This is a genomic window from Kribbella sp. NPDC004875 (assembly GCF_042873375.1).
In the GTDB taxonomy this organism is placed as follows: domain Bacteria; phylum Actinomycetota; class Actinomycetes; order Propionibacteriales; family Kribbellaceae; genus Kribbella.
The window spans coordinates 659,206-684,166 of sequence record NZ_JBIALI010000006.1 but is presented as its reverse complement, the minus strand read 5'-3'; the positions used below and the strand labels follow the sequence as shown (position 1 = coordinate 684,166).

At 66.7% G+C, this 24,961-nt stretch carries 20 protein-coding genes and 1 pseudogene; 6 read left to right on the top strand and 15 right to left on the bottom strand.

Annotated elements, in window-relative coordinates:
- The first annotated feature begins 105 nt into the window (after nucleotides 1-105).
- Both ACFYRH_RS33840 and ACFYRH_RS33835 read left to right on the top strand, forming a co-directional pair.
- A complete protein-coding gene (locus ACFYRH_RS33840) occupies nucleotides 106-813 on the top strand; it encodes an alpha/beta hydrolase (RefSeq protein ID WP_387783788.1) in 708 nt (235 codons plus the stop codon).
- Between the two features lie 98 nt (nucleotides 814-911).
- A complete protein-coding gene (locus ACFYRH_RS33835) occupies nucleotides 912-1,589 on the top strand; it encodes a trimeric intracellular cation channel family protein (RefSeq protein ID WP_387783786.1) in 678 nt (225 codons plus the stop codon).
- 36 nt (nucleotides 1,590-1,625) lie between these two features.
- Here ACFYRH_RS33835 and ACFYRH_RS33830 read toward each other — a convergent pair whose 3' ends face one another.
- On the bottom strand, nucleotides 1,626-5,654 hold the full coding sequence (locus ACFYRH_RS33830; protein ID WP_387783784.1) for a glycoside hydrolase family 2 TIM barrel-domain containing protein: 4,029 nt from the start codon (nucleotides 5,652-5,654) through the stop codon (nucleotides 1,626-1,628).
- A gap of 179 nt (nucleotides 5,655-5,833) precedes the next feature.
- On the opposite strand from ACFYRH_RS33830, the gene ACFYRH_RS33825 reads away from it, so the two are divergent.
- Entirely contained in the window at nucleotides 5,834-6,856 is a 1,023-nt protein-coding gene (locus ACFYRH_RS33825) for a LacI family DNA-binding transcriptional regulator (protein WP_387783782.1), read from the top strand.
- An 86-nt stretch (nucleotides 6,857-6,942) separates the two neighbouring features.
- Here ACFYRH_RS33825 and ACFYRH_RS33820 read toward each other — a convergent pair whose 3' ends face one another.
- A complete protein-coding gene (locus tag ACFYRH_RS33820; RefSeq protein WP_387783781.1) occupies nucleotides 6,943-7,416 on the bottom strand; it encodes a CinA family protein in 474 nt (157 codons plus the stop codon).
- 260 nt (nucleotides 7,417-7,676) lie between these two features.
- On the opposite strand from ACFYRH_RS33820, the gene ACFYRH_RS33815 reads away from it, so the two are divergent.
- Entirely contained in the window at nucleotides 7,677-8,054 is a 378-nt protein-coding gene (locus tag ACFYRH_RS33815) for a VOC family protein (protein ID WP_387783779.1), read from the top strand.
- 20 nt (nucleotides 8,055-8,074) lie between these two features.
- Here the strand turns inward: ACFYRH_RS33815 and ACFYRH_RS33810 are convergent, their stop codons facing one another.
- From ACFYRH_RS33810 to ACFYRH_RS33800, 3 genes are all read right to left on the bottom strand, one after another.
- Nucleotides 8,075-9,013 (bottom strand): acyl-CoA desaturase, encoded by a 939-nt coding sequence (locus tag ACFYRH_RS33810; RefSeq protein ID WP_387783777.1) that lies wholly within the window; start codon nucleotides 9,011-9,013, stop codon nucleotides 8,075-8,077.
- Nucleotides 9,014-9,091: 78 nt separating this feature from the next.
- Complete coding sequence (locus ACFYRH_RS33805) at nucleotides 9,092-9,367, bottom strand: GlsB/YeaQ/YmgE family stress response membrane protein (protein WP_387783776.1); 276 nt, start codon at nucleotides 9,365-9,367, stop codon at nucleotides 9,092-9,094.
- A gap of 180 nt (nucleotides 9,368-9,547) precedes the next feature.
- Nucleotides 9,548-10,144, bottom strand: a complete 597-nt coding sequence (locus tag ACFYRH_RS33800) for a TetR/AcrR family transcriptional regulator (protein ID WP_387783774.1) — start codon at nucleotides 10,142-10,144, stop codon at nucleotides 9,548-9,550.
- A 55-nt stretch (nucleotides 10,145-10,199) separates the two neighbouring features.
- On the opposite strand from ACFYRH_RS33800, the gene ACFYRH_RS33795 reads away from it, so the two are divergent.
- Nucleotides 10,200-10,979: an SDR family oxidoreductase gene (locus ACFYRH_RS33795; protein ID WP_387783772.1), complete on the top strand. Its 780-nt coding sequence runs from the start codon at nucleotides 10,200-10,202 to the stop codon at nucleotides 10,977-10,979.
- Between the two features lie 67 nt (nucleotides 10,980-11,046).
- Here ACFYRH_RS33795 and ACFYRH_RS33790 read toward each other — a convergent pair whose 3' ends face one another.
- The 6 genes from ACFYRH_RS33790 to ACFYRH_RS33765 form a co-directional block, all read right to left on the bottom strand.
- Entirely contained in the window at nucleotides 11,047-12,129 is a 1,083-nt protein-coding gene (locus ACFYRH_RS33790) for a glycoside hydrolase family 76 protein (RefSeq protein WP_387783770.1), read from the bottom strand.
- A 166-nt stretch (nucleotides 12,130-12,295) separates the two neighbouring features.
- Nucleotides 12,296-13,354, bottom strand: a complete 1,059-nt coding sequence (locus ACFYRH_RS33785) for a glycoside hydrolase family 172 protein (RefSeq protein WP_387783768.1) — start codon at nucleotides 13,352-13,354, stop codon at nucleotides 12,296-12,298.
- 58 nt (nucleotides 13,355-13,412) lie between these two features.
- Nucleotides 13,413-14,297 carry a carbohydrate ABC transporter permease gene (locus tag ACFYRH_RS33780; RefSeq protein WP_387783767.1) on the bottom strand — a complete coding sequence of 295 codons (885 nt, stop codon included), beginning with the start codon at nucleotides 14,295-14,297 and terminating at the stop codon, nucleotides 13,413-13,415.
- 1 nt (nucleotide 14,298) lies between these two features.
- The gene (locus tag ACFYRH_RS33775; protein WP_387783765.1) at nucleotides 14,299-15,189 is read right to left on the bottom strand and encodes a carbohydrate ABC transporter permease; all 891 of its coding nucleotides are present in this window, start codon (nucleotides 15,187-15,189) and stop codon (nucleotides 14,299-14,301) included.
- Nucleotides 15,186-16,487, bottom strand: a complete 1,302-nt coding sequence (locus ACFYRH_RS33770) for an ABC transporter substrate-binding protein (RefSeq protein WP_387783763.1) — start codon at nucleotides 16,485-16,487, stop codon at nucleotides 15,186-15,188. Before ACFYRH_RS33770 ends, ACFYRH_RS33775 begins: the two co-directional genes overlap by 4 nt.
- An 85-nt stretch (nucleotides 16,488-16,572) precedes the next feature.
- Nucleotides 16,573-17,610: a LacI family DNA-binding transcriptional regulator gene (locus tag ACFYRH_RS33765; RefSeq protein WP_387783762.1), complete on the bottom strand. Its 1,038-nt coding sequence runs from the start codon at nucleotides 17,608-17,610 to the stop codon at nucleotides 16,573-16,575.
- A 207-nt stretch (nucleotides 17,611-17,817) separates the two neighbouring features.
- Between ACFYRH_RS33765 and ACFYRH_RS33760 the strand changes: the two are divergent.
- Nucleotides 17,818-18,120, top strand: a pseudogene (locus ACFYRH_RS33760) (hypothetical protein); the annotation flags it as partial.
- Between the two features lie 105 nt (nucleotides 18,121-18,225).
- On the opposite strand, the gene ACFYRH_RS33755 reads toward ACFYRH_RS33760, so the two are convergent.
- The 4 genes from ACFYRH_RS33755 to ACFYRH_RS33740 all read right to left on the bottom strand — a co-directional run bounded on the left by ACFYRH_RS33755 (nucleotide 18,226) and on the right by ACFYRH_RS33740 (nucleotide 24,960).
- Nucleotides 18,226-22,053 (bottom strand): polysaccharide lyase family 8 super-sandwich domain-containing protein, encoded by a 3,828-nt coding sequence (locus ACFYRH_RS33755; RefSeq protein WP_387783760.1) that lies wholly within the window; start codon nucleotides 22,051-22,053, stop codon nucleotides 18,226-18,228.
- Entirely contained in the window at nucleotides 22,050-23,081 is a 1,032-nt protein-coding gene (locus ACFYRH_RS33750) for a glycosidase (RefSeq protein ID WP_387783759.1), read from the bottom strand. The genes ACFYRH_RS33755 and ACFYRH_RS33750 overlap by 4 nt, the downstream gene beginning before the upstream one ends.
- 105 nt (nucleotides 23,082-23,186) lie before the next feature.
- Nucleotides 23,187-24,038 (bottom strand): carbohydrate ABC transporter permease, encoded by an 852-nt coding sequence (locus ACFYRH_RS33745; protein ID WP_387783757.1) that lies wholly within the window; start codon nucleotides 24,036-24,038, stop codon nucleotides 23,187-23,189.
- A 1-nt stretch (nucleotide 24,039) separates the two neighbouring features.
- The gene (locus ACFYRH_RS33740; protein WP_387783755.1) at nucleotides 24,040-24,960 is read right to left on the bottom strand and encodes a carbohydrate ABC transporter permease; all 921 of its coding nucleotides are present in this window, start codon (nucleotides 24,958-24,960) and stop codon (nucleotides 24,040-24,042) included.
- Nucleotide 24,961 lies beyond the last annotated feature (1 nt).

Below are 24,961 nucleotides of genomic sequence, written 5' to 3'. Positions count from 1 at the left end.
TTGTGAGGATGTACAGGTGGCGATATATTGCATATCAGAGCCGAATCCGTCGAGCTCATCATCGATCCGCTCGGGCATTCCCGGCGGGAAGAGGGGGACCCGTTCATGAGCACCGACCAGGAGATCAAGAACGTCGTACTGGTGCACGGCGCGTTCGCTGATGGCTCGGGATGGCGTGGCGTGTACGACAACCTGACGGCGCGCGGCTACCAGGTGACGATCGTGCAGAACCCGCTCACCTCACTCGAGGACGACGTCGCAGCGACCACACGGGTGCTGAACCAGCAGGACGGCCCGACGATCCTCGTGGGCCACTCCTGGGGCGGCACGGTCATCACCGAGGCCGGTGTCCATCCGAACGTGGCCGGTCTGGTCTACGTCTCCGCTCTTGCACCCGATGCCGGCGAGACCACGGCCGAGCAGTACGCCGGATTCGCGGCGACGCCGGACTTCGTCATCGATGTCGCGGACGACGGGTACGGCTTCCTCAACCACGACAAGTTCAAGGCCGGGTTCGCCCACGACGCCACCGACGCGGACGCCGCCTTCTTGCGTGACACGCAGATCCCGATCAACATGTCGGTCTTCGACACGCCGCTGAAGAACGCCGCCTGGCGCGACAAGCCCAGCTGGGCCGTCATCGCCACGGAGGACAAGGCGTTCGATCAGGCCATGCTGCAGCACATGGCGACGCGGAGCGGTGCGAAGATCACCAACGTATCCGCCAGCCACGCCCTGTTCATCACGCAGGCCGGCGTCGTCTCCGACACCATCGATGCCGCCGCGAAGGGCGCTTGCAACGCCGGCCGGTGAGCCGCTGATCCGTTGTCGACCCAGGGGGCCGGCCGCGCCAATCGCGCGCGCCGGCCCCAGTTCTCCGGAAGGATCACCTAGTGATCACCCCGTTCCAGGTGACGCTCTGGATCGAGCTCCTGGCCGCTGGACTCGGCGGCCTTCAAGGGGCGCTCTTCGCCGCCGGCGTCAGGTCTCGCCGCATCGACGTGCTCGGCGTCATCGTGATCGGACTCGCCGTCGCTCTCGGAGGAAGCCTGCTTCGCGACACCGTACTCAATCAGCCGCCGGTCGTTGTCTGGAGCAACTGGTACCTGACCGTGGCCGGCGCCTCGGCGATCCTCGGCATGGTGCTGCAACCCCTCTTGTCACGAGCGGAATGGCTGATCACCGTGCTCGACGCCGTCGTGATGGGGCTGTTCGGAGCGATCGGAGCCTCGAAAGCGCTCTCCCTCGGAGTAGGCGTGGCCGGGGCAGTAGTGGTCGGCGTCATCGGCGCCATCGGGGGCGGGATGCTGCGCGATGTCATGCTCAGCTTGTCATTCTCGTTCCTGCACGTGGGTACCCTGTACGCCGTCGCCGCGGGTGCCGGCACCGCATCGCTAGCCCTGCTCGCCGAGCTCGGCACGCCCATCCCGATCGCGGGAGTCGTCTGCGTCACGGTGACCACGCTCGTGCGCCTGGCCGCCGTCCGCTTCGACTGGACCTTCCCGGAGCAGTTCGTCGTGCGCCCTCGACGTCCACAGGCGCCCTCGAGACCCGAGGACGGACGCCACGGAGCTGGCTCAGCGGAGTGACTGCGGCGGCCCGGAGCGCTGACGAGGACCGGTCCATCAGCTCGCCTCGCTGCGGCCCTCGAAGCGGCTGATGATCTGCGTACCGGCATTGCTGCGCAGACCGGTGGCGTAGTGCCAGCCGTCGAGTGCCCCGGGTTGGGTGAAGTCGATCCGGCCCTGGGTGGTGGTCGTCATGATCTGGGACCAGCCCCAGCCGTGGCCGTGGTCGACCCAGACGCCGATGGCGTTACCGTCCAGGATGAACGCCCAGCGGTCGCCGGATTGGAGCGGCGCGCTCGAACAACAGGAGGTGGTGAGCTTGCCGTCGATCTTGATGTCGACGCCGTGCTGGCCCTTGATACCGGTCCACGCCAAGACGTAGTTGTCGGCATCCTTGACGAGTCCGTTGAAGTGCGCGTCCTGTCCCTTCCCGGTCCCGGCCCACTGGTCGTGGTCGACGACGACGACCGCGCGGGCGCTCTTCGGTCCGGACTTGTGAGCGACCAGGCCGTAGTACGCACCGGGCGCGTAGGCCCGCAGACTCCCGCCGCCGAAGGTCAGCTGCGGCAGAGCTTCGTTCGCCGACGCCTTGTAGACCGTGTAGTCGGCGCTCGAGTCAGCATCGAAGGTGTCATCGACGCCGACCTCGGAGTACGCGTCCGGGTCGAAACTCACGGTCGACCTGCCAACTACCTGGATCGCGTGCTCGCCCCAGCCGGCCGTGGCGGTGAAGGCAACGGTTTGCCCGGTCCGCACGGGTGAGCCGGAACGGACGGCGAAAGCTATGTGTTTCGCCTGCCCCGGTTCGAGCCTGCGGACGAGACTTGGCTCAGCGCCGACCGACGTCCAGCCGTCGGGACCGCTCAGCCTGACGCGGACGTTGTCCGCTGCCCGGCCGCTGTCGTTGACAACCGAGACGATGACGGTGCCGGTTCCGGTCGCCGGAGCTATCACTGCGGGAGCCTGGTACACCGACAGCCTGGTGTCGACGGCCCGAACCGAAGGCCGCTCGTCCGGCACCTTGACGGTGCCGCTGACCAGAGCCGGCGGTGTGCCGTGGCGACCGGAGCGAGCACCGATGATCGACAGCCCGCCGCCGTCGGACGCGAACCGGAGCGTGGCGGTGTCCGCGTCGCCGAGCTGATCGGCTGTGATCGGAACAGCGATGCGATAGCCGTACCGGTTTCCATAGTCGCCGCCGATGGAGCCACGCGAGCGGCCGGCGAGGGCGCGCGGGCCGTTCGGGTCATCGGGAAGTACGACCGCCGGCAACGTCTTGCCGTTCACCGAGACCGTGAGATTGGTCGGATACCGACGGGCGGTCGTCACGTTGTTCGCGTCGTACCACCCAGGCGCCTGGGCGGACGCGACCTCGGCGACAAGCGTGGCACCGTCGCGTACGTCGTTCGGTACGTCGACCTTATACTCGAAGTACCCCCGACCGTATCCGGTGACCCAATCGGACCCGCCTGTTGTCCGCGCTTGAGCACCACCCGTCCAACCTTGCGAGACCACGTTGCCAGGCGAGAAGCCGGCTCCACCGACCGGGCCCGGGGTGTCGAACGTCAAGTAGTTCTCGGCAGTGGTCTTTCCCTGCGCCTCGATCCAGATCCACACGTAGCCGACGCGCACCTGCGCGGGTGCCGCGGCCGATACTGTGCCGGCGTCGCTGACGCCGTACCGGCTCGGGCTCACGGGCCGGGATCCTTGCCCGGCGTCGGCGATCCAGCGGCCCTGGTCGTCGTACCCGCCGATCTTCCAGTGCAGCACGGCCCGAGAGAGGTCGAGGTCGCTGAAGTGGCTGATCTTGACCGGTACGTCGATCGTGTAGCCGCGGTTGACGGTGCGTCCCGTCGTACCCATCAAGGAGACTGCGTCGTCGCCCTGGAAGAGATCGATGCCGCGCGCCGCTCCGAGGTGGTCGACGAACTCCGGCTGGTTGGGCTGGCGGTCGAAGGTGAAGGGGCTGTTGACCTCCTGCTCGGTCTCGGCCAGCTGTACGCCGACGTACCCGTCGAGCTTGGGATAGGCCCGGAACAGGCTTGCCGTGTGGGGGAACTGACCGGACTTGATGGCGAACTCGGAGTTCAGCCATGGCTGTCCGCTCTGCACTCCGTCGTTGAAGTTCCAGGCGGATCCGGGCGCGACCTGCGCGTCGAAGCCGTCGAGCAGCTTCTTCCACTCGTCGTACGTCGACAGGTAGTAGTGGAAGTCGTTGAGATCAGTGTCGAGATGGCCGTTCTGGCAACAAGCGGAGTTGTCGACGACCAGTCTCGACGGGTCGAGGTCGTGGGCCAGCGTGACCATACGTCGTACGTACGGGAAGGAAGCGGCCGGGATCGGCTGCTGCCACGGCTGATCGTTGATACCCCAGGACTCGTTGAAGGTCGTCCAGATGACGATCGACGGGTGGTTGTGGTCGCGCTGGAAGGTCGTCCGCAGCAGACCCTCGTAGAGTTCCTCGGCCCGGTCACCCAAGGAGTTCCAGCCGGCGTTGGGCAGGTCCTGCCAGATCATCAGACCGAGCTTGTCGGCCAAGTGGTAGTAGGCCGGCTCGTTGATCTTGACGTGGGTGCGGACGACGTTGAAGCCGAGCTGCTTGGCGTTCTTCAGATCGAGGAGCATGGATCCGCGGCCCGGCTGCGCCTCGGACCCGGTGTGCAGGTCCGGGCCGGCGGTGACACCGGTGTAGGTGTACACACCCCATGGGTTGTAAGCCTGGTCGAGTACGCCGCGGACATAGATCGGCCGATTGTTCAGGTAGATGTACTGATACTCGTCGGTGTGTCCGGGCGCCCATTTGCGTTCGACCTTGCGCATCCCGAACGTCGTCCGGAGGCCGTCGGCGTGCCCCACCTGGAAGTCGGCGGTGTACAGCGCAGGATCGGCCGGCTCCCACAACCTCGGGCGCGTGATCGGTATCCGCGCCGTACCCTGCCCGTTGGTGAGGGGTACGACGGCCGTGCCGGCAGGTCGTCCGTGCGGATCCCTGATCGTGACGGTCGCCGACGTAGCTCCGATCGCCGTCACGTCGACTTTCGCGGCTGCCGTCGACGGCGTGCGCCCTGTCCCCTCGAACGAAAGCTCAGGGGTCACGTGGGTCTGGGTGAGCCGCGCATCGGCGTACGGCTCGATCCACACGGACTGCCAGATGCCCCCGATATCCGTGAACCAGCCGGTGTTCTCGCCGTCCGGAACGCCGGTCTGCTTGCCCATCGGGTACGGCGAGTCCGCGGTCGTCGGCGGCGCGACCACCCGGATCGTCAGCGTGTGCGTCGATCCCGGGACCAGTGCGCCGAGACCTGCGGTGATCTCGGTGTACCCGTCACCGGTGTACGGGAGGACAGGCTTGCCGTCGAGCCACGCCGCCGCACCCCAATCGGCCGCTCCGATGCGAAGCCGTGTCTGCTGATGACCGAAGTTCTTCGGGACGGTGAAGGTACGCCGATACCAAACCGTGCCACGGTAGCTGGAGAACGCGCTGCGGAAGACCTCCTTGGTCGCCAGATCCTCCTCACCCCAGGCGGCCAGTGACTGGTAGCCGAACGGCACCCGGATCGCTTTGCCGAACGAGTGGGCCGGATCGAACCACCGCTCGTTCTCGCCGTCGTTGCCGGGGTCGAAATCGAACGACCAGGTCCCGTTCAGCGTCATCCACTTGTTGCCCGTGAACGGACGCCGATCCGCGTCCGGGCGTGGGTACTCTGCCCGCGCCGGCGCGGTGTCGCGTTGCAGCCTCAGAGTGACCGACGACGCAACGGCCGCCGAGGCGAAGGCGTACCCCTCCTTCGCAGCGATCACCAGAGCGCTGCTCTCAGGTACGCCGGTCAGGACGAACGTGCCGTCCTGGGCGGAGTTGGCGAACAGGCTGGTTCGGGAGGCATGAATGCTGGCGTTCGCGATCGGCGCGCCGCTGTGCGCATCCACGACCCGTCCGCGAACGTCCGCCGCAGCACCGGCGGCTGCCGGCGACGCGTTGGGGTGCGGATCGGCCGCGAGGGCGGGAGCCGATGGGGACAGCAGAGCCACGACGGCGACCAAGGCGACGGTGAGCTTCCGGCGCGATGTGCTGGCTGGGGTCGACATGCCCCGGACAGTAGCGATGCCGACCGAAGTGCGCAATAGTTCATTTTGACGTTGTAACCTGCCGCGAAGTGCCCGGAACCCGCCTAGATTGGTGGTATTTCTCAGGAATCCAGATCACCATGTACAACGTTACACACGCTGCCGCCGAGATGGTTGCGCGATGCTGCGAGAATGCGTGCATGCTGAGTGCAGGACCGCCGCGCCCCACCGTCGGCATCCGTGACGTGGCCGCGCTGGCACGGGTGTCACCGACGACGGTGTCGAACGTGCTGTCCGGGAACCGCCCGGTGAGCTCGGCCACCCGGGAGCGCGTCGAGTGGGCGATCGAGCAGCTCGGGTACCGGCCGAACCTCTCCGCTCGCAATCTCCGGCTCCGCCAGGGCGGACTCATCGCGGTCGCTGTGCCTGAGATCGACGTGCCGTATTTTGCCGAGCTGATCGGCCACGTCGTCCAGGACGCCCGCGAACGCGGCTACACCGTCCTCGTCGATCAGACGAACGGTCGCCTCGAGGCGGAACGCTTCGTCCTGAGCGGTATGAACCCAGGCATGGTGGACGGCATCATCTTCAGCCCCCTGGGCATCCAGCGTGCCGAGTTCGAGACCCGTCGCGACACGACGCCCCTGGTGCTGCTCGGCGAGCGGATCACCGGGGCCGGCCTCGATCACGTTGCCATCGACAACGTCGCGGCAGTCGCTGACGCGACCGGCTATCTCATCCAGCAGGGGCACCGCCGGATCGCTGCGATCGGCCACCAGGACCCACGCGGCGGCGGTACGGCGCCGCAACGGACCGAGGGCTATCGGCAGGCGCTGGACAGAGCGCGGATTCCGTACGACGCCGCACTCGTCGTTCACACCAAGAAGTACCACCGGCGCGACGGCGCGGTCGCGACGGCTGAGCTTCTCGACCGGGGAGTCGACGTCGACGCGATCTTCGCCTACAACGACCTGCTAGCCCTCGGTGCCATCCACACCCTCCACGAACGCGGCCTCCGGGTGCCCGAGGACGTCGCCGTCATCGGCATGGACGACATCGACGACGGCCGCTACAGCACGCCGACCCTCAGCACCGTCGCTCCCGACAAGCCCACCATCGCGCGCACCGCTCTGGACCTTCTCCTCGACCGGATGGCCGGCGAACCCCAGGCCCCCCGCCAGATCGTCATTCCCCACACCCTCGTAGTCAGGAACAGCACCTGACCAGGACTCGTCCCACGGCATCCCCCACACCGGCGAGCTGAAATGACCTGACCGGGCGGGTACGCCACCGCGGAGACTGTGGGCCGTCAGAGCCCGGCGAGAAGCTTCTCGAGTGCGGCAATGGTTGCGTGGGCAACAACCTCCGACGGTCCTCCCTCGAACAGGTGCTGATCCACGACCTCCCCCGCCCCACTACTCACAGCCACGTAGACAGTTCCCGGCGGGTGCCCCTCTTCCGGATCCGGGCCACCAACCCCAGTCACCGCGACTGCGAGGTCCGCTCCAAGCAGCTCCGCGCATCCCTTCGCCATCTGTACGGCGCAGCGCGCGTTCGCCACCGGCCCGCGATCAACTTTCAGAACACGGAACTTCGTTTCCGCCGCGTAGGCAACAACCGCGCCCGCGAACCAGACGCTCGAGTTCGACGCCGCCCCCAGCCGCGTCGCGATCGCACCGCTCGTCAACGACTCCGCGACCGCCACCCGCAGCTCTCTCGCCATCGCCCCTTCGCCAATCCGCCCTGCCAGTTCCGATGCAATCCTCGCCAGATCGTCAGCCATGGTGTGCCCGTCTGCTCCGTCCGTTTCGGGGTACCCCAAGGCTAAGGCAGCGCCACGATCTCGCAGGCGGCGTATTTCGGCACGGCTGGGGTACCGACGAGGAATGACGATCGGCGTACTGGATGCGGTGGATCCGCCAAGAACTTCTAGGGATGAGGACATGAGCGCCAAGCTGCTGAACCACAAGCGCGAAGACAAGTGCTCCGGTGCACCGACCCGCACCGGGACGAAGTACGACGCGGCCGGCCCGGAGGCGTGACGTGCCCGGCAGACTCGTCGCCACCGTTCTCGGTACGCCGGACCCGCCCGCGCTGGCCGCGTTCTACCGCGACCTGCTCGGCTGGGAGATCACCAGCAGCGAGCCGCAGTGGGCTCGCCTCCGGCACCCCGATGACGACCGTCCCGGTCTGAGCTTCCAGCTGGAACGAGACCACACCAGGCCGGTCTGGCCGCAGCATCCCGGAAGCCAGCAGATGCAGGCGCACCTCGACGTACAGGTCGATGACCTCGAAGCCGAGACTGCCCGCGCCGTGCGCCTCGGCGCGACCGTCGAAGGCCACCAGCCCCAGCCCGACGGCGTACGAGTCATTCGCGACCCCCACGGCCACCTGATCTGTCTTTTCCTGCAAGGCTTCTAGCCGACAGCCGCCTTACCTGGTCAAGATGACGTCATTCCCTCGGCACGCTTCCTCTGCAGGCGTAGCTGGTCGGGCCATTTGACGTTGTACGCCCATCCGAGCCGCTCGAACAGCTTGATGAAGCCGGCGTTGATGTCCAGCTGTCCTTTGAGTACGCCGTGACGTGCACAGGTCGGATCGGCGTGGTGGAGGTTGTGCCACGACTCGCCCTGACTCAGGATGGCCAGCCACCAGACGTTTCCGGAGCGATCGCGAGCTGTGAAGGGTTTGTCGCCTGTGACATGACAGATCGAGTTGATCGAGAACGTGACGTGATGCATCAGGGCGACACGGACCAAAGTTGCCCAGAAGAAGCCAGTCGCGGCGCCGCGCCACGACATGTCCCACAGTCCGCCGATGACGGCAGGCGCCAGGAGTGAGAACGCCGCCAGTTCGCGGAAGTGCCTCGAAATCGCTGCCATGTCGCGGTCGTTCAGGAGATCGGGCGCGTACTGCCTCGGATCGGCACGGTCTTCTCCCCACAGAACCCATCCCGCGTGCGCGAAGACGAAGCCCTTTGTCACCGCCCATCCACTGGTGCCGTACCGCCAGGGCGAGTGCGGATCGCCATCCCGATCAGAGAACTTGTGATGTTTACGATGGTCCGCCACCCAGCGGATCACCGGCCCCTCGAGCGCCATGCTGCCGGCGATCGCGAGCGCGATCTTCAGACCCCGCCTGCTCTTCAGGGCGCCATGAGTGAAGGCTCGGTGGTACCCGACGCCGATGCCCGTGGTGGTGATCACGTAGAAGACGACCAGCAGGACGATGTCGTGCCAGCCGATCAGACCGCCCCAGGCGAAGAAGATTCCCGGGACGAGGGCGAGCGTCGGCACGACGATGAAGACCCAGATGAGCGCACGCTCGAGGGTTCCGCCGACGGCTTGGAAGTCATCCGGCGGCGAGGTGCCCGCATCCACTGCTGAACCCATGGTCCACTCCTGGAGAAACCCGTTCGAGCCGCTGACGCGGACCCGACCGGGGAGCCTGCTAGGGGGTCATCGTCGGGACGTGTTCCTGCTGGTCACCGTGGACGCGATGACAACCAGGACGGCCGAGATCACAATAGCCACGATCCAGCGGACCCAGTCGATGCCGGGGCTGCCGTTCCCGCCGAACGCCGTGTAGACGAACCAGCCGATGACCACTCCCCCGATCCCGCACAAGATCGTGAGCCAGATCGGAATGTTGTCCTTGTCACCCGGAGCGACGAACTTACCGAGCAGACCGATGATGATGCCGGCGACGATGACTCCGATGATCTCCATGGCCATACCAGTACCCAAGCACAAACCACGTTCTTCACCCCGGGCCGAAGGCATGACGGGACGGAACGAGAGTCCGTAGGGGCCTGCGGCAACAGTCTTCGGCTTGTGCCCACGAACGTGGTGGCCGGACTTGATGGCGTGCCCAGGCGTCACCTGCCGGAGCTCATCAGCGACGTCGGCTCCCGCTTACAGCGTTGACACCGACGCGGTCTTCTGGGAGATGCTGGTGATCGCCGCGTCGGCGATGCGGTTGCGCGTCGTCGGGTCGACGCCGGCCTTTGCGAGTGCCTCCAGGCCGCGATGGGTGGCGACGACCAAGCCGCCGAGCGCCTCGGCGTCCGCCTCTGCGTCGACGAGGCCGGAACGCTGGGCCTGCTCGACGAGCTGGCGACAGGTGTTCAGCAGGGTCTCGTACGCCGCCAGCGAGCGCGCGGCGACTGCCTCGTTCTCGGACGCGAGCTCCGCGGTGCCCTTCGCGAGCAGACAGCCGAACCGGTCGGTCGTCTCCGGTGCGTGCAGCCATGCCTGGAGCCGGATGAGCGCTTCGTCCTCAGGTCCGTCGATCAGGGCGGCAGCCATCGCGTCCGATCCTGCGCAGTAGTCGTCGAACACTCGCTGGAAGAGCGTCTCCTTGTCACCGAACGCTCCGTACAGGCTGCCCTTGCTCAGCCCGGTCGCGCGCGACAGGTCGTCGACGGAGGTGCCGTGATAACCGGTCTCGGTGAACTGTTGCCGCGCAGCATCCAGTACTTCGGCTTCGTCGAACTTCCGCGGCCTGGCCATGCAGCAAGCCTACGTCGTTCTGGACAATCGGTCCAGAACTTGTATTCTGGACCGCATGTTCAAAACTCTTCCACAGTCCGACCCCGCGGAGTTCGCCGGCCGGCGGGTTGTCGTCACCGGCGGCTCCCGTGGCATCGGAGCGGCGATCGTCCAGCGGTTCCTCGACGGCGGTGCGATCGTTGTCGCCTCCGCGCGGAAGGCGACTGACGAGACGCCGCAGGCTGCGACCTTCATCCCGGGCGACGTCAGTACGCCGGAAGGCGTGCGGACCTTGGCCACTGCCGCCCTCGAGGTACTCGGCGGTGTCGACATCGTCGTCAACAACGCCGGCGCCGCGCGTACGCACCTCGGCGGTATCGGCTCGATCCCCGACGAGGAGTGGGTCGACGCCCTTGCCCTGAACTACCTGTCCGCCGTGCGGGTCACGGGTGCTTTCCTGCCCGCTCTGCGCGAATCAGGTGCCGGCAGCGTCGTCGTCAACATCTCCTCCGGGATGGCCGTCGAGCTCGCGGCACCGCTGGCCCACTACGGCGCCGCGAAGGCGGCCCTCAACGCCTACAGCAAGGCGCTCGCCTCCGAGCTCGCCCCGGCCGGCATCCGCGTTGCCACCGTCACACCGGGCAACGTTCTCACGCCGGGCGCCGACGCCATCCGTCAGACCCTCGCCGACGCACAGGGCGTCCCTCTGGACGCCACGACGTCAGCCATCCCCCTCGGCCGACCGGGAGACCCACGCGACATCGCCGAAGCGGTCGCCTACCTCGCCTCCGACCGCGCCCAGTGGGTCACGGGAACGAACCTCGTCGTCGACGGTGGCGAACTCCCCATCGCCTGACCCCGTGAACACCACACCCGCTCCCCCGACCGCTCGAGGGAGCGGGTGTCGGGGCGACAGTGCGTGTTCAGTTGGGTGGCGGGGACGAGAGCGCGTAGGTCATCGCCGCGAGTCCTGTCGCGACGCCGGTGCCGCGGGCGTTGGTCAGGGTTTGGTCGAAGACAGCTGACGGCAGGTCGTTGGTCCGATGGTCGTAGCTCGCCTGCGCGTTGTCGTAGAGCCAATCGACGTACTGCGTCTGTCCGCCCATCGTGATGAACCGCGACAGCCCCCGCAGGAAGATCCCCTTGAAGACAATCTCGTAGCTCTCCACCGGGTCCGGTCGGTACCGGCCGGATCCGTTGACGTCGTCCTCGTACACGATGAGCTGCTCCGGCCCGGTCGTGAAGTGCGTCTTCGCGAAGTCCGCCACCCGCACCCCCTCGACGAGGTACGACCGATCCTTCGTCAGGTCGTACAGATTCGCGGCCAGCTCGAGGAACACGCCGGCGTTGTAGGTGTAGAGGTTGGCGTCCCACTCGCGCCCCGAGAACGAGTTCTCCAACCTGCCGTCGGGACGCAGGAAGCTCGCCTTCAGCCAGTCGTAGGTGTCCTGGCCGATCTGCAGGTATGTCTTGTCGGTCCCCAGCGGATTGTTGTGCACCTTCTCGGTCGGGTAGTACCGCGCCAGCCCCGCCGCGGCGATGGCGAACCCGTTCGACGGCACGTCCTTCTGGTCCTTCGTCCCCCGCTCGCGCCAGAACCCACCGCCGTACGCATCGTCGTAGAAGTCGCGGTAGAAGAAGTCCGTGTGCCACTTGGCCTGGTCGAGCAGGTGCCGGTCACCGGTCACCGCGTACGCCGCCAGCGCGAACTGCACGGCCCACGAGTAGTCGTCGTTCCAGTCCGTGTCGTTCGCGATCCAGCACTTCGGATTGCCGAACCGGTCGACTGCGTGCGTGTTCTCGTACCGGTAGTACGTCTCGCCGATCTCGTCCCTCCACAGCCCGGTCAGCCGGGACGCGTCGACCAGCGTCTCGCGGATGAACGCCGCCTCCCAGAAGTGCAGGGGCGTTGCGTTCCCAAGGTCGGTCCGGAAGTCACCCTCGATCCCGTACGCCGCCACGAACGCGTTCATGCTCCGCACCAGATCCGCCTGGGTGAACGTCATGAACTACTTCTATCCCGAAGCCAATTGACGGTCAAACGGCCCTTGTCCCCCGTGCGAGCTACACGTCGAACTTCTGCGGCCACGTCCGCCTTGTGCGCCGCGGTCAGAGCGGCGAACAAAGGCGGCGATCACGTGGCGTGGGGGCAGAGCCGGGTCTAGCGATTCGTTATCGTGGCCAACGTAATTCTGGGGCGGGAAGTTGCGGGAACGGTGTCTGCGGGGCGATCTGGTACCAGTACGCCGTGGTGGCGATGTCGTCCTGCCGCTCGAACAGGCCGTGGTCCCAGGCGCCGATCTGTTGCACCGTGACCGCGAGCCGTTCGGTGAAATGGATCGGGTCCGGCAGATGCCAGCGGTAGAGGCCGTGCATCGGCGGGGCCTCGGTCGAGAACGGTGACGCCTTCGTCCGATCGCGGACCGAGTGGAACGGATATCCGCAGTACGGCGCGTTGAAGGTGACGATCTCCGGCTCCGGATCGGCGCGCAACTCGTCCTGGAACGCCCATGCTCCACCCGCGTAGTCCTCCAGCCCCGTGCTGCACAAGGTCGGGAACTCGTCGTCGCCGTCGACGAAGAACTTGACCTCGCCCTCGCCCCACCAGTAACGGTGCAGCGACGTCAGCGCCAGGTAGGTGCCGACGTACGTACCGCGGCCGACGACGCCGTCGAGGATCACGTGGTCGGTGCCCAGCGCCGCCGTACCGTCGGAGTGTCGCCACTGCGCGTGGAAGTACGGCGTACCCGGGGCGACGTCGTCGCCGAGTGTGTAGTCGATCTGGAAGAACACCGCAGGCAGGTCGCCGGGGTGCTGGCTCTCCAGCGTCAGCCGGGCACCGCTACGGAACGGCATCGGGAAATAGCAGTTCATGCCCCCGGTCGGGGCGACGACGATCGGTGCCGAGTTGACGAGCGCGCGGGTGCCGAATCCGTTGCAGAAGAAGTCGCCGAGCGGGACCTCGACCGACGGCAGGTCCGAGCCGTCCCAGTACGCCCGCAGCACCAGATCCCGCAGTACGAAGGGACCCTGTTCGGTGCGGTCGGCAACGGTCAGCCAGATGTGCCGGATCACCCCCGGCCCCTCGATCTCGGCGAGCGTGAGCGTCTCCCCGGCCGGCAACGGCAGGTACGCCGACCCCTTCCGGGACGGACCGAGCGCCGACGCTGCACGCGCGGCCGCTCCGGGAGCACCACTCGGGTTCTCGGCGTTGATCGACCGACTGGTCACACCGTCGGGCAGGACGGGGACATCGAAGGTGGAGAACAAGAGGTTCCTCTCGGGACGGCTATTTGACGGCACCCGCGGTGACGCCGCGGTTCAGCGTGCGCTGAAAGATCAGGAAGAAGACCAGCGTCGGGAGCAACGAGAGCAGCGATCCCGCGTTGAGAACGGTGATGTCGATCGAGTGCTGTCCGCGCAGCGTCGACAACGCGATCGGCACGGTTTGGGCCGACTGGTCGGCGAGCAGGACGACCGGGATGTAGAACTCGTTCCAGGTCCAGATGAAGAAGAACACCAGCAGCACCGACAACGTCGGCCGCAGGATCGGCAGCACGATCCGCCAGAGGATCTGCCATCGGCTCGCGCCGTCCATGGCGGCCGCCTCGAGGATCTCCTTCGGCATCGTCCCCATCACGCTGGCGAGAAGGTAGGTGCCGAAGGCTCCTTGCAGTACGACGAACACGATCACGACCGACCAGACCGTATTGAAGGTGTGGGTGGCCTGGGCGCCGTAGAACAGCGGGTAGATCAGCGCCTCGTGCGGCAGCATCGTGGACAGCAGCAGTGCGGCGAGGATCACCCCGCTCCCCCGGATCCTGCCGACCCCGATCGGGTAGGCACTGAGCAGACCCAGCGCGACCCCTCCGAAGGCCACCGCTGTCGAGATCAGGATGGAGTTCCACAGCGCGACCGGGAAGTCCACCAGCGACAGGTAGTTGGTGAATGCATCGAGACTGAAGCTCCGCGGCCACGCGATCGGGCCGTGGCTGGAGTAGTCCTCGCCGGTCTTGAAGGCGTTCAGCACCATCAGCAGGAACGGCGACGACATCGCCAAGGCGAGGAACCCGGCGATCACCAGCACGAACCACGTCAACGGCGAGCGGCGCCTGGGCCGGCCCTCGACCTGTACCGCGACTCCCGCTCGGCGCGAGACCAGTGAGTCGGTCATGTCAGCCCCTCCGTTCCGCGCGTCGCTGCCAGCCGAGGAGTACGGCGGCGACCGCGAAGATGACGATCGCCATCACGGTCGCGATCGTCGAGCCGTACCCGACCTGCGACAGCTCGAAGAAGTTCCGGTAGGCGTAGTACGACGGCACCAGCGTCGAGCCCTCGGGACCGCCGCCGGTGAGGATCAGGATCGGCGCGAACACCTTCAGCGCGGCGACCGTCGCGGTCAGCACCACGATGAAGATCTCCGGCCGTACCGTCGGCAGCGTGATCGCCGCGAACTGCCGCCACCAGCCGGCCCCGTCGATCGCGGCCGCCTCGTAGAGCTCGGGATCGACCCGGGACAGCGCGGCCATGAAGATCACCAGCGGGTACCCGAGCTGCAGCCAGACCAGCATCAGCATCACCGAGTACAGCGCGAGGTCCGGGCTGCCCAGCCAGTCCGGCGGATCGCTTACCCCCACTGAGCGCAGGAACGTGTTGATCGACCCGCTGCCGGGATCGAGGATCCAGCTCCAGATGAACCCGGCCACGGCGATCGGCAGGATCTGCGGCAGGTAGTACGTGGCTCGCAGGAAGCTCGCCGCCCGGGCGCCGAAGCGCCTGCCCAGGTAGTCGACCAGCGTCGCCGCGAGCAGGATCCCGAGACCCGTCGGAATCACCACGATCGCGATGATCATGAACACCGAGTTCCGGAACGACAGCCAGAAGTTCGCGTCGTGCAGCAGGTCGCTGTAGTTCCCCAGGCCGTTCCAGTGCAGCGGCGCGATCCCGCCCTTCCACCGGAAGAAGCTGAGCACCACGTTCGCCGCGAACGGTACGGCGACCACCGCGGTGAACCCGATCCCGATCGGCAACAGGTACCACCAGTAGCCGGCTTGTCGTGGTCTCATCGTTTCGTGCCGTCGTCGTAGAACTTCTGCAGGGCGTCGAGGTACTGCGCGGCAGTCTCGTTCTTGTTCGACATCGCCTGCATGTGCGTCTGGATGAAGTCCAGAAAGCCCGGGACCGGATAGTCCGGGTAGAACGACAGCGTGTCGGCCTTCACCAGTTGGTCGAAGCGCTCGGTGAACTGGCGGGTGACCGGGTCGCTGATCGTCGCGGTGTCACCGGCCAGCGGCAGCCCGCCCTGCCGGCCGATCACGTTCTGCACCTCGGGGCTCAGCGTGGTGTTGATCCAGTCGTAGGCCAGATCCTTGTCCTTCGCCTTCGCCGGCACGCCCCACAGGTGCCCGGACGACCCCAACGACAGCCGCGCCCCGGGAAGGGTGAAGTAGCCCCAGTCGAACTTCGCGTCCTTGCGGATCCGGGCGAACTCGCCGTTGTTCCAGATCAGCATCGCCGCCTTGCCGCTGAGGAAGTTCACCGTGGCCTGCTCGAACGACAGCCCACCGAGCTTGTCCCCGACGTACCCCTTGTCGATCCACTGCTGGAACTTGTCGGCACCGTCTTTCCACGGACCGCTCTTGAAGTCGATCGGCGCCTTGACGAACATGAAGTCGTCGATCTGCTTGCGCGTCGCCAGCGCCGAGACCAGCGAGTACCAGATCCACATCTGGTTGAAGCCCTGGCTGCTGTTCGCCGAGCTGGAGATCGGGATCTGGCCGGCCGCCTTCAACTTGTCCATCGCGGCCTCGAACTCCGCGAGCGTGGCCGGCGGCTTCGCGATACCGGCTTGCCGGAATTTCGCCTTGTCGTAGTAGAACATCACGTACTCGCCGATGTTCGGTACGCCGTACCAGTCGCCGGAGCCGGCGTGCCCGTTCTCGTCGTACTTCGCGAACGCCGCCATCGACCCGGTGACCTTCTTGTCCCAGCCGTTCTTCGTCACCTGCTCGGTGAGCGGCTCGAGCAGACCCTGCGCGGCGAGCTGGCCGCCGTCGGCGTTGCCCTTGTTGAACTCGACCACGTCCGGTACGTCGTTGCCGGACAGCGTGATCTTCGCGTTCTGCCGGAACGCGTCGAAGCTGGTCTGCTGGAACTCGACCTTCACGTCCGGATGCTTGGCCTTGAAGATCTCCAGCGCCTTCTGCCAGCCCTGACCTTGCGGCGTCGAAGGGTTCTCGTACTGCAGGATCTTGAACGTCTTGCCCGACTCCGCCGCCGTACCGCCACCGCAGGCACCGAGGCTCATGCTGATGAGGGCCGCGACGGCCGCGACGACGCAGGCTCTGCGCGAGAGTGATCGCATAACAGGCTCCTTGAACTGTAGGTAGGCGTGACGGATCGCCCCGCGGCCATGCCAGGTCGCAGGTGGTGGTGCTCAGTGGTTGGGGTCAGTCGCTCCCGGTGCCGGGCGGCGCGACAGAGGAACGTTCGATCACCGGGCATGGCATCAACCGGTGGGTCGGTGCCGAGTCAGTCGCACCCCGGCTACGGGCGATGGCCTGCTGGGCTGCCCATTTCCCCATGGCGCGGTGCGGAAGCTGGACTGTGGTCAGTCCGGGAAGCATGCTCTCAGCAACGAACTGGTGGTTGTCGAAGCCGACGATCGACAGATCTCGTGGGATCTCCAGACCCAGTTGCTGAGCGACCTGATAGAAACCCATGGCGATCTGGTCCGAGAAGCAGAAGACCGCCGTCGGCCGATCCGGTCGGCGTAGCAGCTTCAGTGCCGCAGACCGGCCGGCCGCCGCACTCGGATCTGCCGCCTCCACGATCAGCGCCTCGTCCACAGCGAGGCCCGCTGCCCGCATCGCCTTCTCGTATCCGGTTCGTCGAAGCACTCGGGCGACGAACATAGGGTCGGCAACGTTACAAAATGCCACCCGCCGGTGCCCGGCTGCGATCAGCCGCTCGGTTGCGGCCCGCGCCCCACCGACCTCGTCCGGAACGACCCAGTCCGCGCGAGAACCAGGATCCTTCGGGCGCCCGTCGAGTACGACGGCAGGCAGCGAGTTCGGCACCAGTGGCACATCCACGTCCCGATGGAACTCAGCAGCAACGATCAACGCCTCGATGTTCCGCTGCAACAGTGCCCGGGTCGCCGGACCCTCCACCTCAGGGTGTCCGACGGTGTCGATCAACATCAGCAGGAAGCCGTCGTCGGCCGCCGCGAGTTGCGCGCCGGCCAGCATCTCCGTTGCGAACGGGATCGAGGCCACCCCGTCCGAAACCAGGCCGATGGTCAGCGACTGCTTGGTCTTGAGTCCGCGCGCCAGCAGGTTCGGAACGTAGCCGAGCTCCGCCGCGAGCTCCCGGATACGCTCGGCGACATCGGCTCGGATCCGTCCCCGATCCCGGTCGTTGAGCACCAACGACACCGAGGACACCGACACGCCCGCCTGCTCGGCGATGTCCCGCAAAGTCACCATCTCGACCGTCCGTCAAACGATTGCTGTTAGCTGTCGAAGGAACCTTGACTCCGTCAAACGTGTTGACGCAAGACCGCGATCTGACCTGCTGACCGCGGCGAGCGGGAAGGCGGTCCGGGGTGCAGAACTTTCAAGTCCGAAGGAGATCGGTGGCGCGGCCGGCCGCCTCGATCAGGTGATGGAGGTGCCGCCGGTGACCCGTGGCCCGCCTTCTGCAGCTTCGCGGAGGACTACGTACGCCTGCGGGCGACGAGTTGCGGTCTGAATGAGGCGCTGGCCGGAACGGGCGGGCTGGCCCTGGCCGATCGCGTCGGTGAACTCCGCCAGGAGTTCGGCGCGCTCGTACGGCGATTGCAGACCACCGGCGCGCTCCGAGAAGGCCTCAGCTACCGCGACGTCGCCTTTGCATTGGCGGGCGTTGTGCCGCAGACGCGGACGCTCGGAATGACCGCTGAGCCGGCCCAATGGCGAACGACTCTGCAGATCCTGCTCGACGGCATCCGCGCTTGATCGCCTGCGAGGTCCGGAGCGCGCCGAGAGGCGACCTTGCATAATCGTAGCCGTCGGCAACTGCTGAGGGTGGAGCCGTGCGTGGCACGGCTCCACCCTCGGTAGTTAGCTAGCGTGCCGTTGGACGAGGCCGGCAATGGCGCGGGAGAGCAACTCAGCGGCGCTGTCAGCCTTCGGCTGTGTCAGGTCGGGCGACCGCAGTGCGGCCTTGGCTGCCTCCAGTGCCGGGAGTAGCGGCTGCCAGCTGGACGGCGTGTAGCGCTCGCTGTCCAACGTGTTTGCACGCTTGACCAGCTGCTCGAGCTTCGTCGTCGCAACCGTGAACGTCACCGGGCACAGGGTGTACTCGTCACCCTTGGCGTGCGTGAAGAGGAGCGAGGTCGATCCCGAGCTTCCCGTGCTGAGGTCGACGTCGATTCGGCCGTCGGCATCAACTCGCGGGGCGCCGGAGATCGAGACCACGTTCTTGTCCAGCGTGGCGACAGCGACCTCGTCGTCGGGATCGCGGGGCGAGAGGGTGGCCGTGACAACGGCCTTTCGGTTCGGGTCGACCCTGTACGGCGTCGCACCGCAGCGCAGGGTGTAGCCGCCGTACACCTCGAACTCGAAGATCGACACTCCGTACTGCGTGGCCGGCAGTCCGGCCACGCGCACATAACGGACCACCGACTGGCCGAAGTCGACGACGTTCCGCAGCTCACTCGAGGTCTTCTGTACGTGGGACAGCACGTTCCAGTTCTGACCGTCGACCGAGCCCTCGATACGGAAGTCGTTCGAGGTCGCCGCCTCCCAGGTGACGACGGCCTGGTTGACCGGCTGTGCCCTTTCGAGATCGACCTGGAGCCATCGCTCGGTGGTGTAGGGAGCCGCCTGCCGTTGCGACGCCCAGCGTGTGGTCGCGTTTCCGTCGTTTGCGTTCGCCGCGGCCAAGGTGGCGTTGTACGTCGAGTCTGCGGTGACCGGCCGGTGCAGGGCGAGATTCTCACGTCCGCCGGATTGGGGTGCCGCGTCCGTGATCCGGCCGTCGTCGAACACCTCGAGTTCCCACAGCGAGATCCCGTATTGGCTGGTACTGCGCTGCCGCGACTGCACCCGGACGTACCGCGCGGTCTCGTCGACCCTGACCAGATCCGTCCCGCCGTCGGAGCCCGCGCCGCTCGTGGCGAAGGCGTCGCGCCAGGTCCGGCCGTCGTCGGACACCTGGATCGTGTACTGCTTGGCGTACGACGCCTCCCACCACAGCCTGACGGTGCGGATCGGTTGCGCCGAGCCGAGATCGGCCTGGATCCACGCGGTGTCGGAGGAGTTCGCGCTCCACCGGGTGTCCATGCTTCCGTCGGTGACGTTCGCCGCAGCCCCGCCGGACGAGCCGGACGCGGTGACAGGCATGCCCAGGGCACGGTTGATGCTCGTCTGCGTCCCGAACTCCTTGACGGAGTATCCCCGGCCGGTGGTGCTGTCGATCATCAGCAGCCGGACGTAGTTCGCGGGCGTCGGCGCGAACTGCAGGTCGACGCGTCCACCGGCTCCGTCGGCGACGAACCGCTGATCGGTCCACGTCGTACCGTCCGACGAGGTCTGCAGCAGGTAGCGCCGCGCGGCGTCATTGCCCCACGCAATCGTTACGCCGGTGAGGAACGACCCGGTTGCGAGTTCCTTGCGCAGCCAGGCCGACCCGTCACCCGCCGAATGCCAGGCGGTCGTCTCGTCCTGGTCGCCGGCGAACGCGGCCCGCCCATCCGCGGCCGCGGTGCTCGCGGTGTAGTCGGAGTTCTCGCCCGGCGTGCGCCGCACCAGTGCTGCGGTCACGGTTCGGCCGAGGTTCGGGCCGGAGCCGAGAGCGAAGCTGCCATCGGCAGAGGTGGCCCCGTCGTTCAGGGTTACGCGTACGACGAGACCCGGCTGGCTCGGGTTCGCCACGCTGACCACCGGCGTGGCGCCGGACTCGTCGAGGATCACGATGCTCGGCCGACTCACCTCCAGGGTTCGTCCTTGCCCCAGGTCGAGCCGCCCGGGCCGGTAGAAGGTCGCCATGGTCCGGTGCAGGCCCGGGTGCTGGACGGCCTGGACGTCGGTGTCGTTGCGCAGCACCTTGATCGCCGGAGCGGCGGCGTAGGCCTTGACCTGGTCCGGCTTCTTCCCCGGCAGTACGACGTACTCGTAGCCGGCGTCGTGCGGCTTGACACCGTGATCGACGTACAGGGTGAACGCGTCCCGGCTGACCGGGTCCTGGTCGAGCCAGTTACCGCTTTGGGTCTTGTTCGAGACGCGCACCGGTTGCCCGGTCGGGAAGACGTACCCGACCTCGTCGTTGTAGGCCCACGACGGATGGTCGACAGCCACCGAGTCCGACCCGGCCGGCACCGGCTTGCCGTCCACCGAGGCGTTCGGCTTCGCTGCCGCCTGATTCACCGTCGTGTGGATGGCCGCATCGGACGTGGAGGTGATACCGGAGCCGAGGGCGACCATCTCGTCGTCGAAGTAGTAATAGCTCTTGTTTCCCTTCGTGGCCGCACGATCGAGGCTGTACACACTCGCGCCGTAGGTGCCGTCGGAGATACCGCCGGTGAAAGCCCCGCCGTTCCCCGTCGAGCCCCGGGTCTGCTCCTTGACGTACGGCGCGGTCACGCCGGGATAGTGGAACCAGTCGAAGGCCGGCCCGAGGTCGGAGTATTCGTGGTTGTTGACCTGGATCGCCGTCGCACCGGCACTGTTCCAGACGATCTCGTTCCCGACCTCGGGACGGAAGGTGGACCGGTACTCGCTGCCGACGGTCCGGCTGGAGTTCAGCCGGGTGAAGATCCCGTAGCCGTCGCGGAGGTGGGACGAGAACTCCGAGCGCCAGAAGTACTTGTCCCCCACCAGTCCGTTCGACCGGGTCTTTCCGTAGATGCTGTCCAGCAGACCGCGGTACGCGCTCGCGTACAGCGGGTCGGTGCGGATCATCTTGGTCAACGGCTCGATGAACTCAGAGCTCTGGCTCGTCACTCCGTCGATGGTCTTCGGCGGCCGGTAGCCCAGGTAGAGCATCCCGATCTCTCCGCGAATCATCCACCGGGTGCCGTTGACGATGTAGTTGGCGATCGTGTCCAGGTTGTCCCGGCTGAAGGCGAAGCCGGTGCCGCGGGCGGCGTCGGCCCACAGCGCGACGTTGACGAACAGGATCATCCCGTAGCCCTCGCTGTACAGCTGCGCGCCGTGCGCCCAGAAGCTCGCGTCGGGCTGAACTGCCTCGTTGGTCGCACCGGAGTTGTCGACGACGACCGTTTGGACCATCGTGTCGAAGCCGGCTTTGATGTTCGCGGCGTTGTTGGTGGCAAGGGCCTCGAACAAGTAGTTGGTGGTTCGCCAGGCCCCGTTGGCGCCGACAGGGTCCAGCTTGCCGGTGTTGTGCCGCAGGGCGACGTCCAGCGCGTCCTGGCTGAGCACGTCACCGACAAAGATCGAGATCCTGCCCATGGCGATGGACTCGCCGATCTCCGTCTCCCACCAGTTCTTGTTCGTCGGGTCCGCCGAGTCCCAGTATTTCAGGGCCTTCTCGAGCCCACTGAGGACCGCGGGGTTCTGGTACCCGCTCGCGGTGGGATCGCGGTAGGCCTGGGCCATGGCGAGCATCCGGTACAAAGCGATGTACGCCGACCAGACCGCTCCGTTCGCCGAGCTCGTCGTGTCGGTGTAGTCGACATCGGACCACGAACCGTCCGCCGACAGGGAATCGGCGTACTGCACGGCCTCGGACATCCGGCCGAGGTAGATCCCGTTGGCGATCTTGATCTCGTCGCCCTGGTCCAGGTAGTACTGCCGCAGGCGCGTGACGATCGTCTCGACATCCTTCTTCCCGGGATCGGCTGATGCCGAAGGCACCGCGATCAGGCCGCTGCCGGTGATCACGATGCTCAGCATCGCGGCGATCAGGAATCTGATGCGTCTCATGTCCAGCTCCCTTTCTGACGGTGCGTGAGTTCGGCGACGCCGATCCGGGAGTCGGCCATGCCGTAGAAGACGAAGTACCGGTCGCCGATCTTCTCGACCGCTGTCGGGAAGACGACGTTGCCCAGCGTGCCCTGCAGCTCCTCCGCGGTCTCCGGGACGAGGAGCGGTTCGGGTGTCCGGGCGAGAACTCGCCGCGGGTCGGCCGGGTCGAGCAGAATTCCACCGGCTGTGTACCGCGCGCCGTGCGCGAGCTCGAAGCCCTTGACATTCGCTCCGGTCACGCCGTGGTGCAGGACGAGCCACCCCTCGGGTACCCGCAGCGGCGGCGGCCCGGCGCCGATCTTCGACTCCTCGAAGGGCATCTCGGGCGCCGCGATCAGCTCCGACCCGTACACCGAGGTCAGCGTGCTGAGGTCACGCGTCGCCTGCTCGAGGTCGACGTACCCGATCCAGATCGACGGCCTGGCGTCCACGATCCCGGCCGGCGTCGGAGCGCCCGCGCCCGGACGCAGCCAGTCGAGGTCCCACATCGGGCGATGCAGCAGAGCGAGCGAGGGTTTGCCGTCGGGGCCCGGAACAGCCTCGGGGAAGAACGTGATGTCCTTGTTCGCGAACAGGTTCAGGTCGGTGTCCAGTTCGGGCTGGTAGCCGAACCGGATCGGGCCGAGGCGCTGCCAGCCGACCGTGTCCCGGGACACCGCGATCGCCGGCCGCGGGCCGAGCGGACCGTACGCCACATAGGTCATGACGTGGATCCCGAGCGGCTCGACGAAGGTGATCCGGGGGTCCTCGACGCCGGCATTCTGCCGGCTGCGTTCCCAGCCTTGGTCGGGGGCCAGAACGACGCCGAGCCGCTCGGCCCCCACCGGCTCGCCATCGGCGATCACCACCCGCGCACGGCCGATGCGCGACACGTTGCCCTCCGCGACGAGACGGGGATACAGGTAGAGCTGACCATCGCTCCCCCAGGCCGTCCCGGGGTTGAGCACGCCCTCGGCCTCGAGCGGGTCGCCCGGCTCGGGGCTCATGATGGTGCCGATCCTTCGCAACTGGTACGGAACGGTCGTTACACCGGAGATCTGCGTCATTACCTGGCTTTCAGGGTCGGGGTTCGTACGGGCGGGCGACTCGGATCAGCCCTTGACAGCCGAGCCGAGGTTCGCGGACGTGAAGTGCCGCTGGAACAGGATGAACAGCACGACGGCCGGAATCGCCAGCACGCAGGCCCCGGCGAGGACGGCGCCCATCGGGTTGGCCTGGAACGTCGAGTTCGCCTGCGAGAAGTTGGCCAGGGTCACCGCGAGCGGCTGCAAGGAGGTGTCCTTGGTGACGAGGAACGGCCAGAGGAACTCGTTCCAGGGACCGATGAACGTCACCAGCATCGCGGTCAGGATCGCCGGCCGGACCAAGGGAACCGCGACCGAGATCAGGATCCGTACCTCGCTCGCACCGTCGATGCGGGCGGCGTCGAAGACGTCGGGCGGGATCTGGCGGAAGTACTGCCGGAAGATCAGCACCGCGACCGAGTTGACGGCGAACGGCAGGATCATGCCGAAGTAGGTGTCGGCGAGGCCGAAGTAGCGGACGACCATGACGTACAACGGGATCATCAGCAACTGGAAAGGAATCGCCTGGACCAGCAGCACGAGCGCAAAGACCAGCCCTTGACCGCGGAAGGACAGTACGGCGAGCGCATAGCCGGCGAGCAGGCCGAAGACGAGCGTGAGGCCGACGACTCCGGCTGTCATGATCAACGAGTTCAGCAACGACCGGAGCAGGTCGATCGAGTCGTTGACCCCGGCGAAGTTGTCCAGGCTCAGGTTGCCCGGCAACGGAAGCAGCCCGCGGAGGCTGGTATCGCGGCCCTTCTGCAGCGCGCCGATGACCATGTAGTAGAACGGCACCAGCGCGACGAACGCGCCGGCGAGCAGCGCGGCGCCTCGCAGTACGGCCAGGATCCCGCTGTGCTGGCGATCGGTTGCCATCTCAGTGCTTCCCCTCGGTCAGGCGGCGGGAGATCAGCGAGAGGACCATCACGCCGAGGACCAGGAGCATTCCGATCGCCGCCGCGATGTCCGGTTGTCCTTGCTGGATGCCCTTCTGGTACATCAGCAGTGCCGGGGTCATCGACGCACCGTTCGGTCCGCCGCCGGTGAGCAGATAGGGCTCGGTGAAGATCTGCCCGGTGGTGATGATCGTCAGCAGGACGACCAGCGACGTCACCGGCCGGACCCCGGGCAACGTCACGGCGCGGAAACGGGCCCATCGGCCCGCACCGTCCATCTCGGCCGCCTCGTGCAGCTCCGCCGGGACGTTCTGCAGTGCCGCGAGGTAGAGCAGCACGTAGAACCCGAGGTTCTTCCAGGTCACGTAGACCGCGATCAGCGGCATGACCAAGCTTCGGCTCGCCAGCAAACCGGACCCTTTGAACATGAAGATCCATACGGCGAGGGTCGCGACGGACGCTGTCACATAAGGGACGTAGTAGGAGACCCGGAGGAAGACCTTCCAGCGTGCAACCGCGTTCAGCCCGGTGGCCAGCAGCAGCGCCAGCACGACGGTCAGCGGGACGTTGATGACGAGGAACGTCACCAGGTTGCCGAAGGCCTGATGGACAGCCCGGTCGCCGAGCACCTGCCGGAAGTTGCCGAGCCCGACGTACGGATGCGGCACCTGCACGCCCGGAGCGGTGAAGAAGAAGTCGTGAAACGCCATCCAGACACCGAACCCGAACGGGACCAGGAAGACCGCTACCACGAACGCCGCGTACGGAGTGCTCAGGATCAGGCCGAGCGGATGTTCTCCCAGCAGACGCTGAAGACGCCGGGCGGAACTTCTGGGAGCAGGTGCCCGCACGGTGCGCCGGATGTCACTGCGTTCCGGCCTCGTTTCGCTGACGGTGGTCATG

Bases quoted from the DNA above. Each gene is read 5' to 3' on its own strand.
- ACFYRH_RS33840 (WP_387783788.1), top strand. From the start codon at position 106: ATGAGCACCGACCAGGAGATCAAGAACGTCGTACTGGTGCACGGCGCG.
- ACFYRH_RS33830 (WP_387783784.1), bottom strand. From the start codon at position 5,654: ATGTCGACCCCAGCCAGCACATCGCGCCGGAAGCTCACCGTCGCCTTG.
- ACFYRH_RS33825 (WP_387783782.1), top strand. From the start codon at position 5,834: ATGCTGAGTGCAGGACCGCCGCGCCCCACCGTCGGCATCCGTGACGTG.
- ACFYRH_RS33820 (WP_387783781.1), bottom strand. From the start codon at position 7,416: ATGGCTGACGATCTGGCGAGGATTGCATCGGAACTGGCAGGGCGGATT.
- ACFYRH_RS33805 (WP_387783776.1), bottom strand. From the start codon at position 9,367: ATGGCCATGGAGATCATCGGAGTCATCGTCGCCGGCATCATCATCGGT.
- ACFYRH_RS33800 (WP_387783774.1), bottom strand. From the start codon at position 10,144: ATGGCCAGGCCGCGGAAGTTCGACGAAGCCGAAGTACTGGATGCTGCG.
- ACFYRH_RS33795 (WP_387783772.1), top strand. From the start codon at position 10,200: ATGTTCAAAACTCTTCCACAGTCCGACCCCGCGGAGTTCGCCGGCCGG.
- ACFYRH_RS33790 (WP_387783770.1), bottom strand. From the start codon at position 12,129: ATGACGTTCACCCAGGCGGATCTGGTGCGGAGCATGAACGCGTTCGTG.
- ACFYRH_RS33780 (WP_387783767.1), bottom strand. From the start codon at position 14,297: ATGACCGACTCACTGGTCTCGCGCCGAGCGGGAGTCGCGGTACAGGTC.
- ACFYRH_RS33775 (WP_387783765.1), bottom strand. From the start codon at position 15,189: ATGAGACCACGACAAGCCGGCTACTGGTGGTACCTGTTGCCGATCGGG.
- ACFYRH_RS33770 (WP_387783763.1), bottom strand. From the start codon at position 16,487: ATGCGATCACTCTCGCGCAGAGCCTGCGTCGTCGCGGCCGTCGCGGCC.
- ACFYRH_RS33765 (WP_387783762.1), bottom strand. From the start codon at position 17,610: ATGGTGACTTTGCGGGACATCGCCGAGCAGGCGGGCGTGTCGGTGTCC.
- ACFYRH_RS33755 (WP_387783760.1), bottom strand. From the start codon at position 22,053: ATGAGACGCATCAGATTCCTGATCGCCGCGATGCTGAGCATCGTGATC.
- ACFYRH_RS33750 (WP_387783759.1), bottom strand. From the start codon at position 23,081: ATGAGCCCCGAGCCGGGCGACCCGCTCGAGGCCGAGGGCGTGCTCAAC.
- ACFYRH_RS33745 (WP_387783757.1), bottom strand. From the start codon at position 24,038: ATGGCAACCGATCGCCAGCACAGCGGGATCCTGGCCGTACTGCGAGGC.
- ACFYRH_RS33740 (WP_387783755.1), bottom strand. From the start codon at position 24,960: ATGACCACCGTCAGCGAAACGAGGCCGGAACGCAGTGACATCCGGCGC.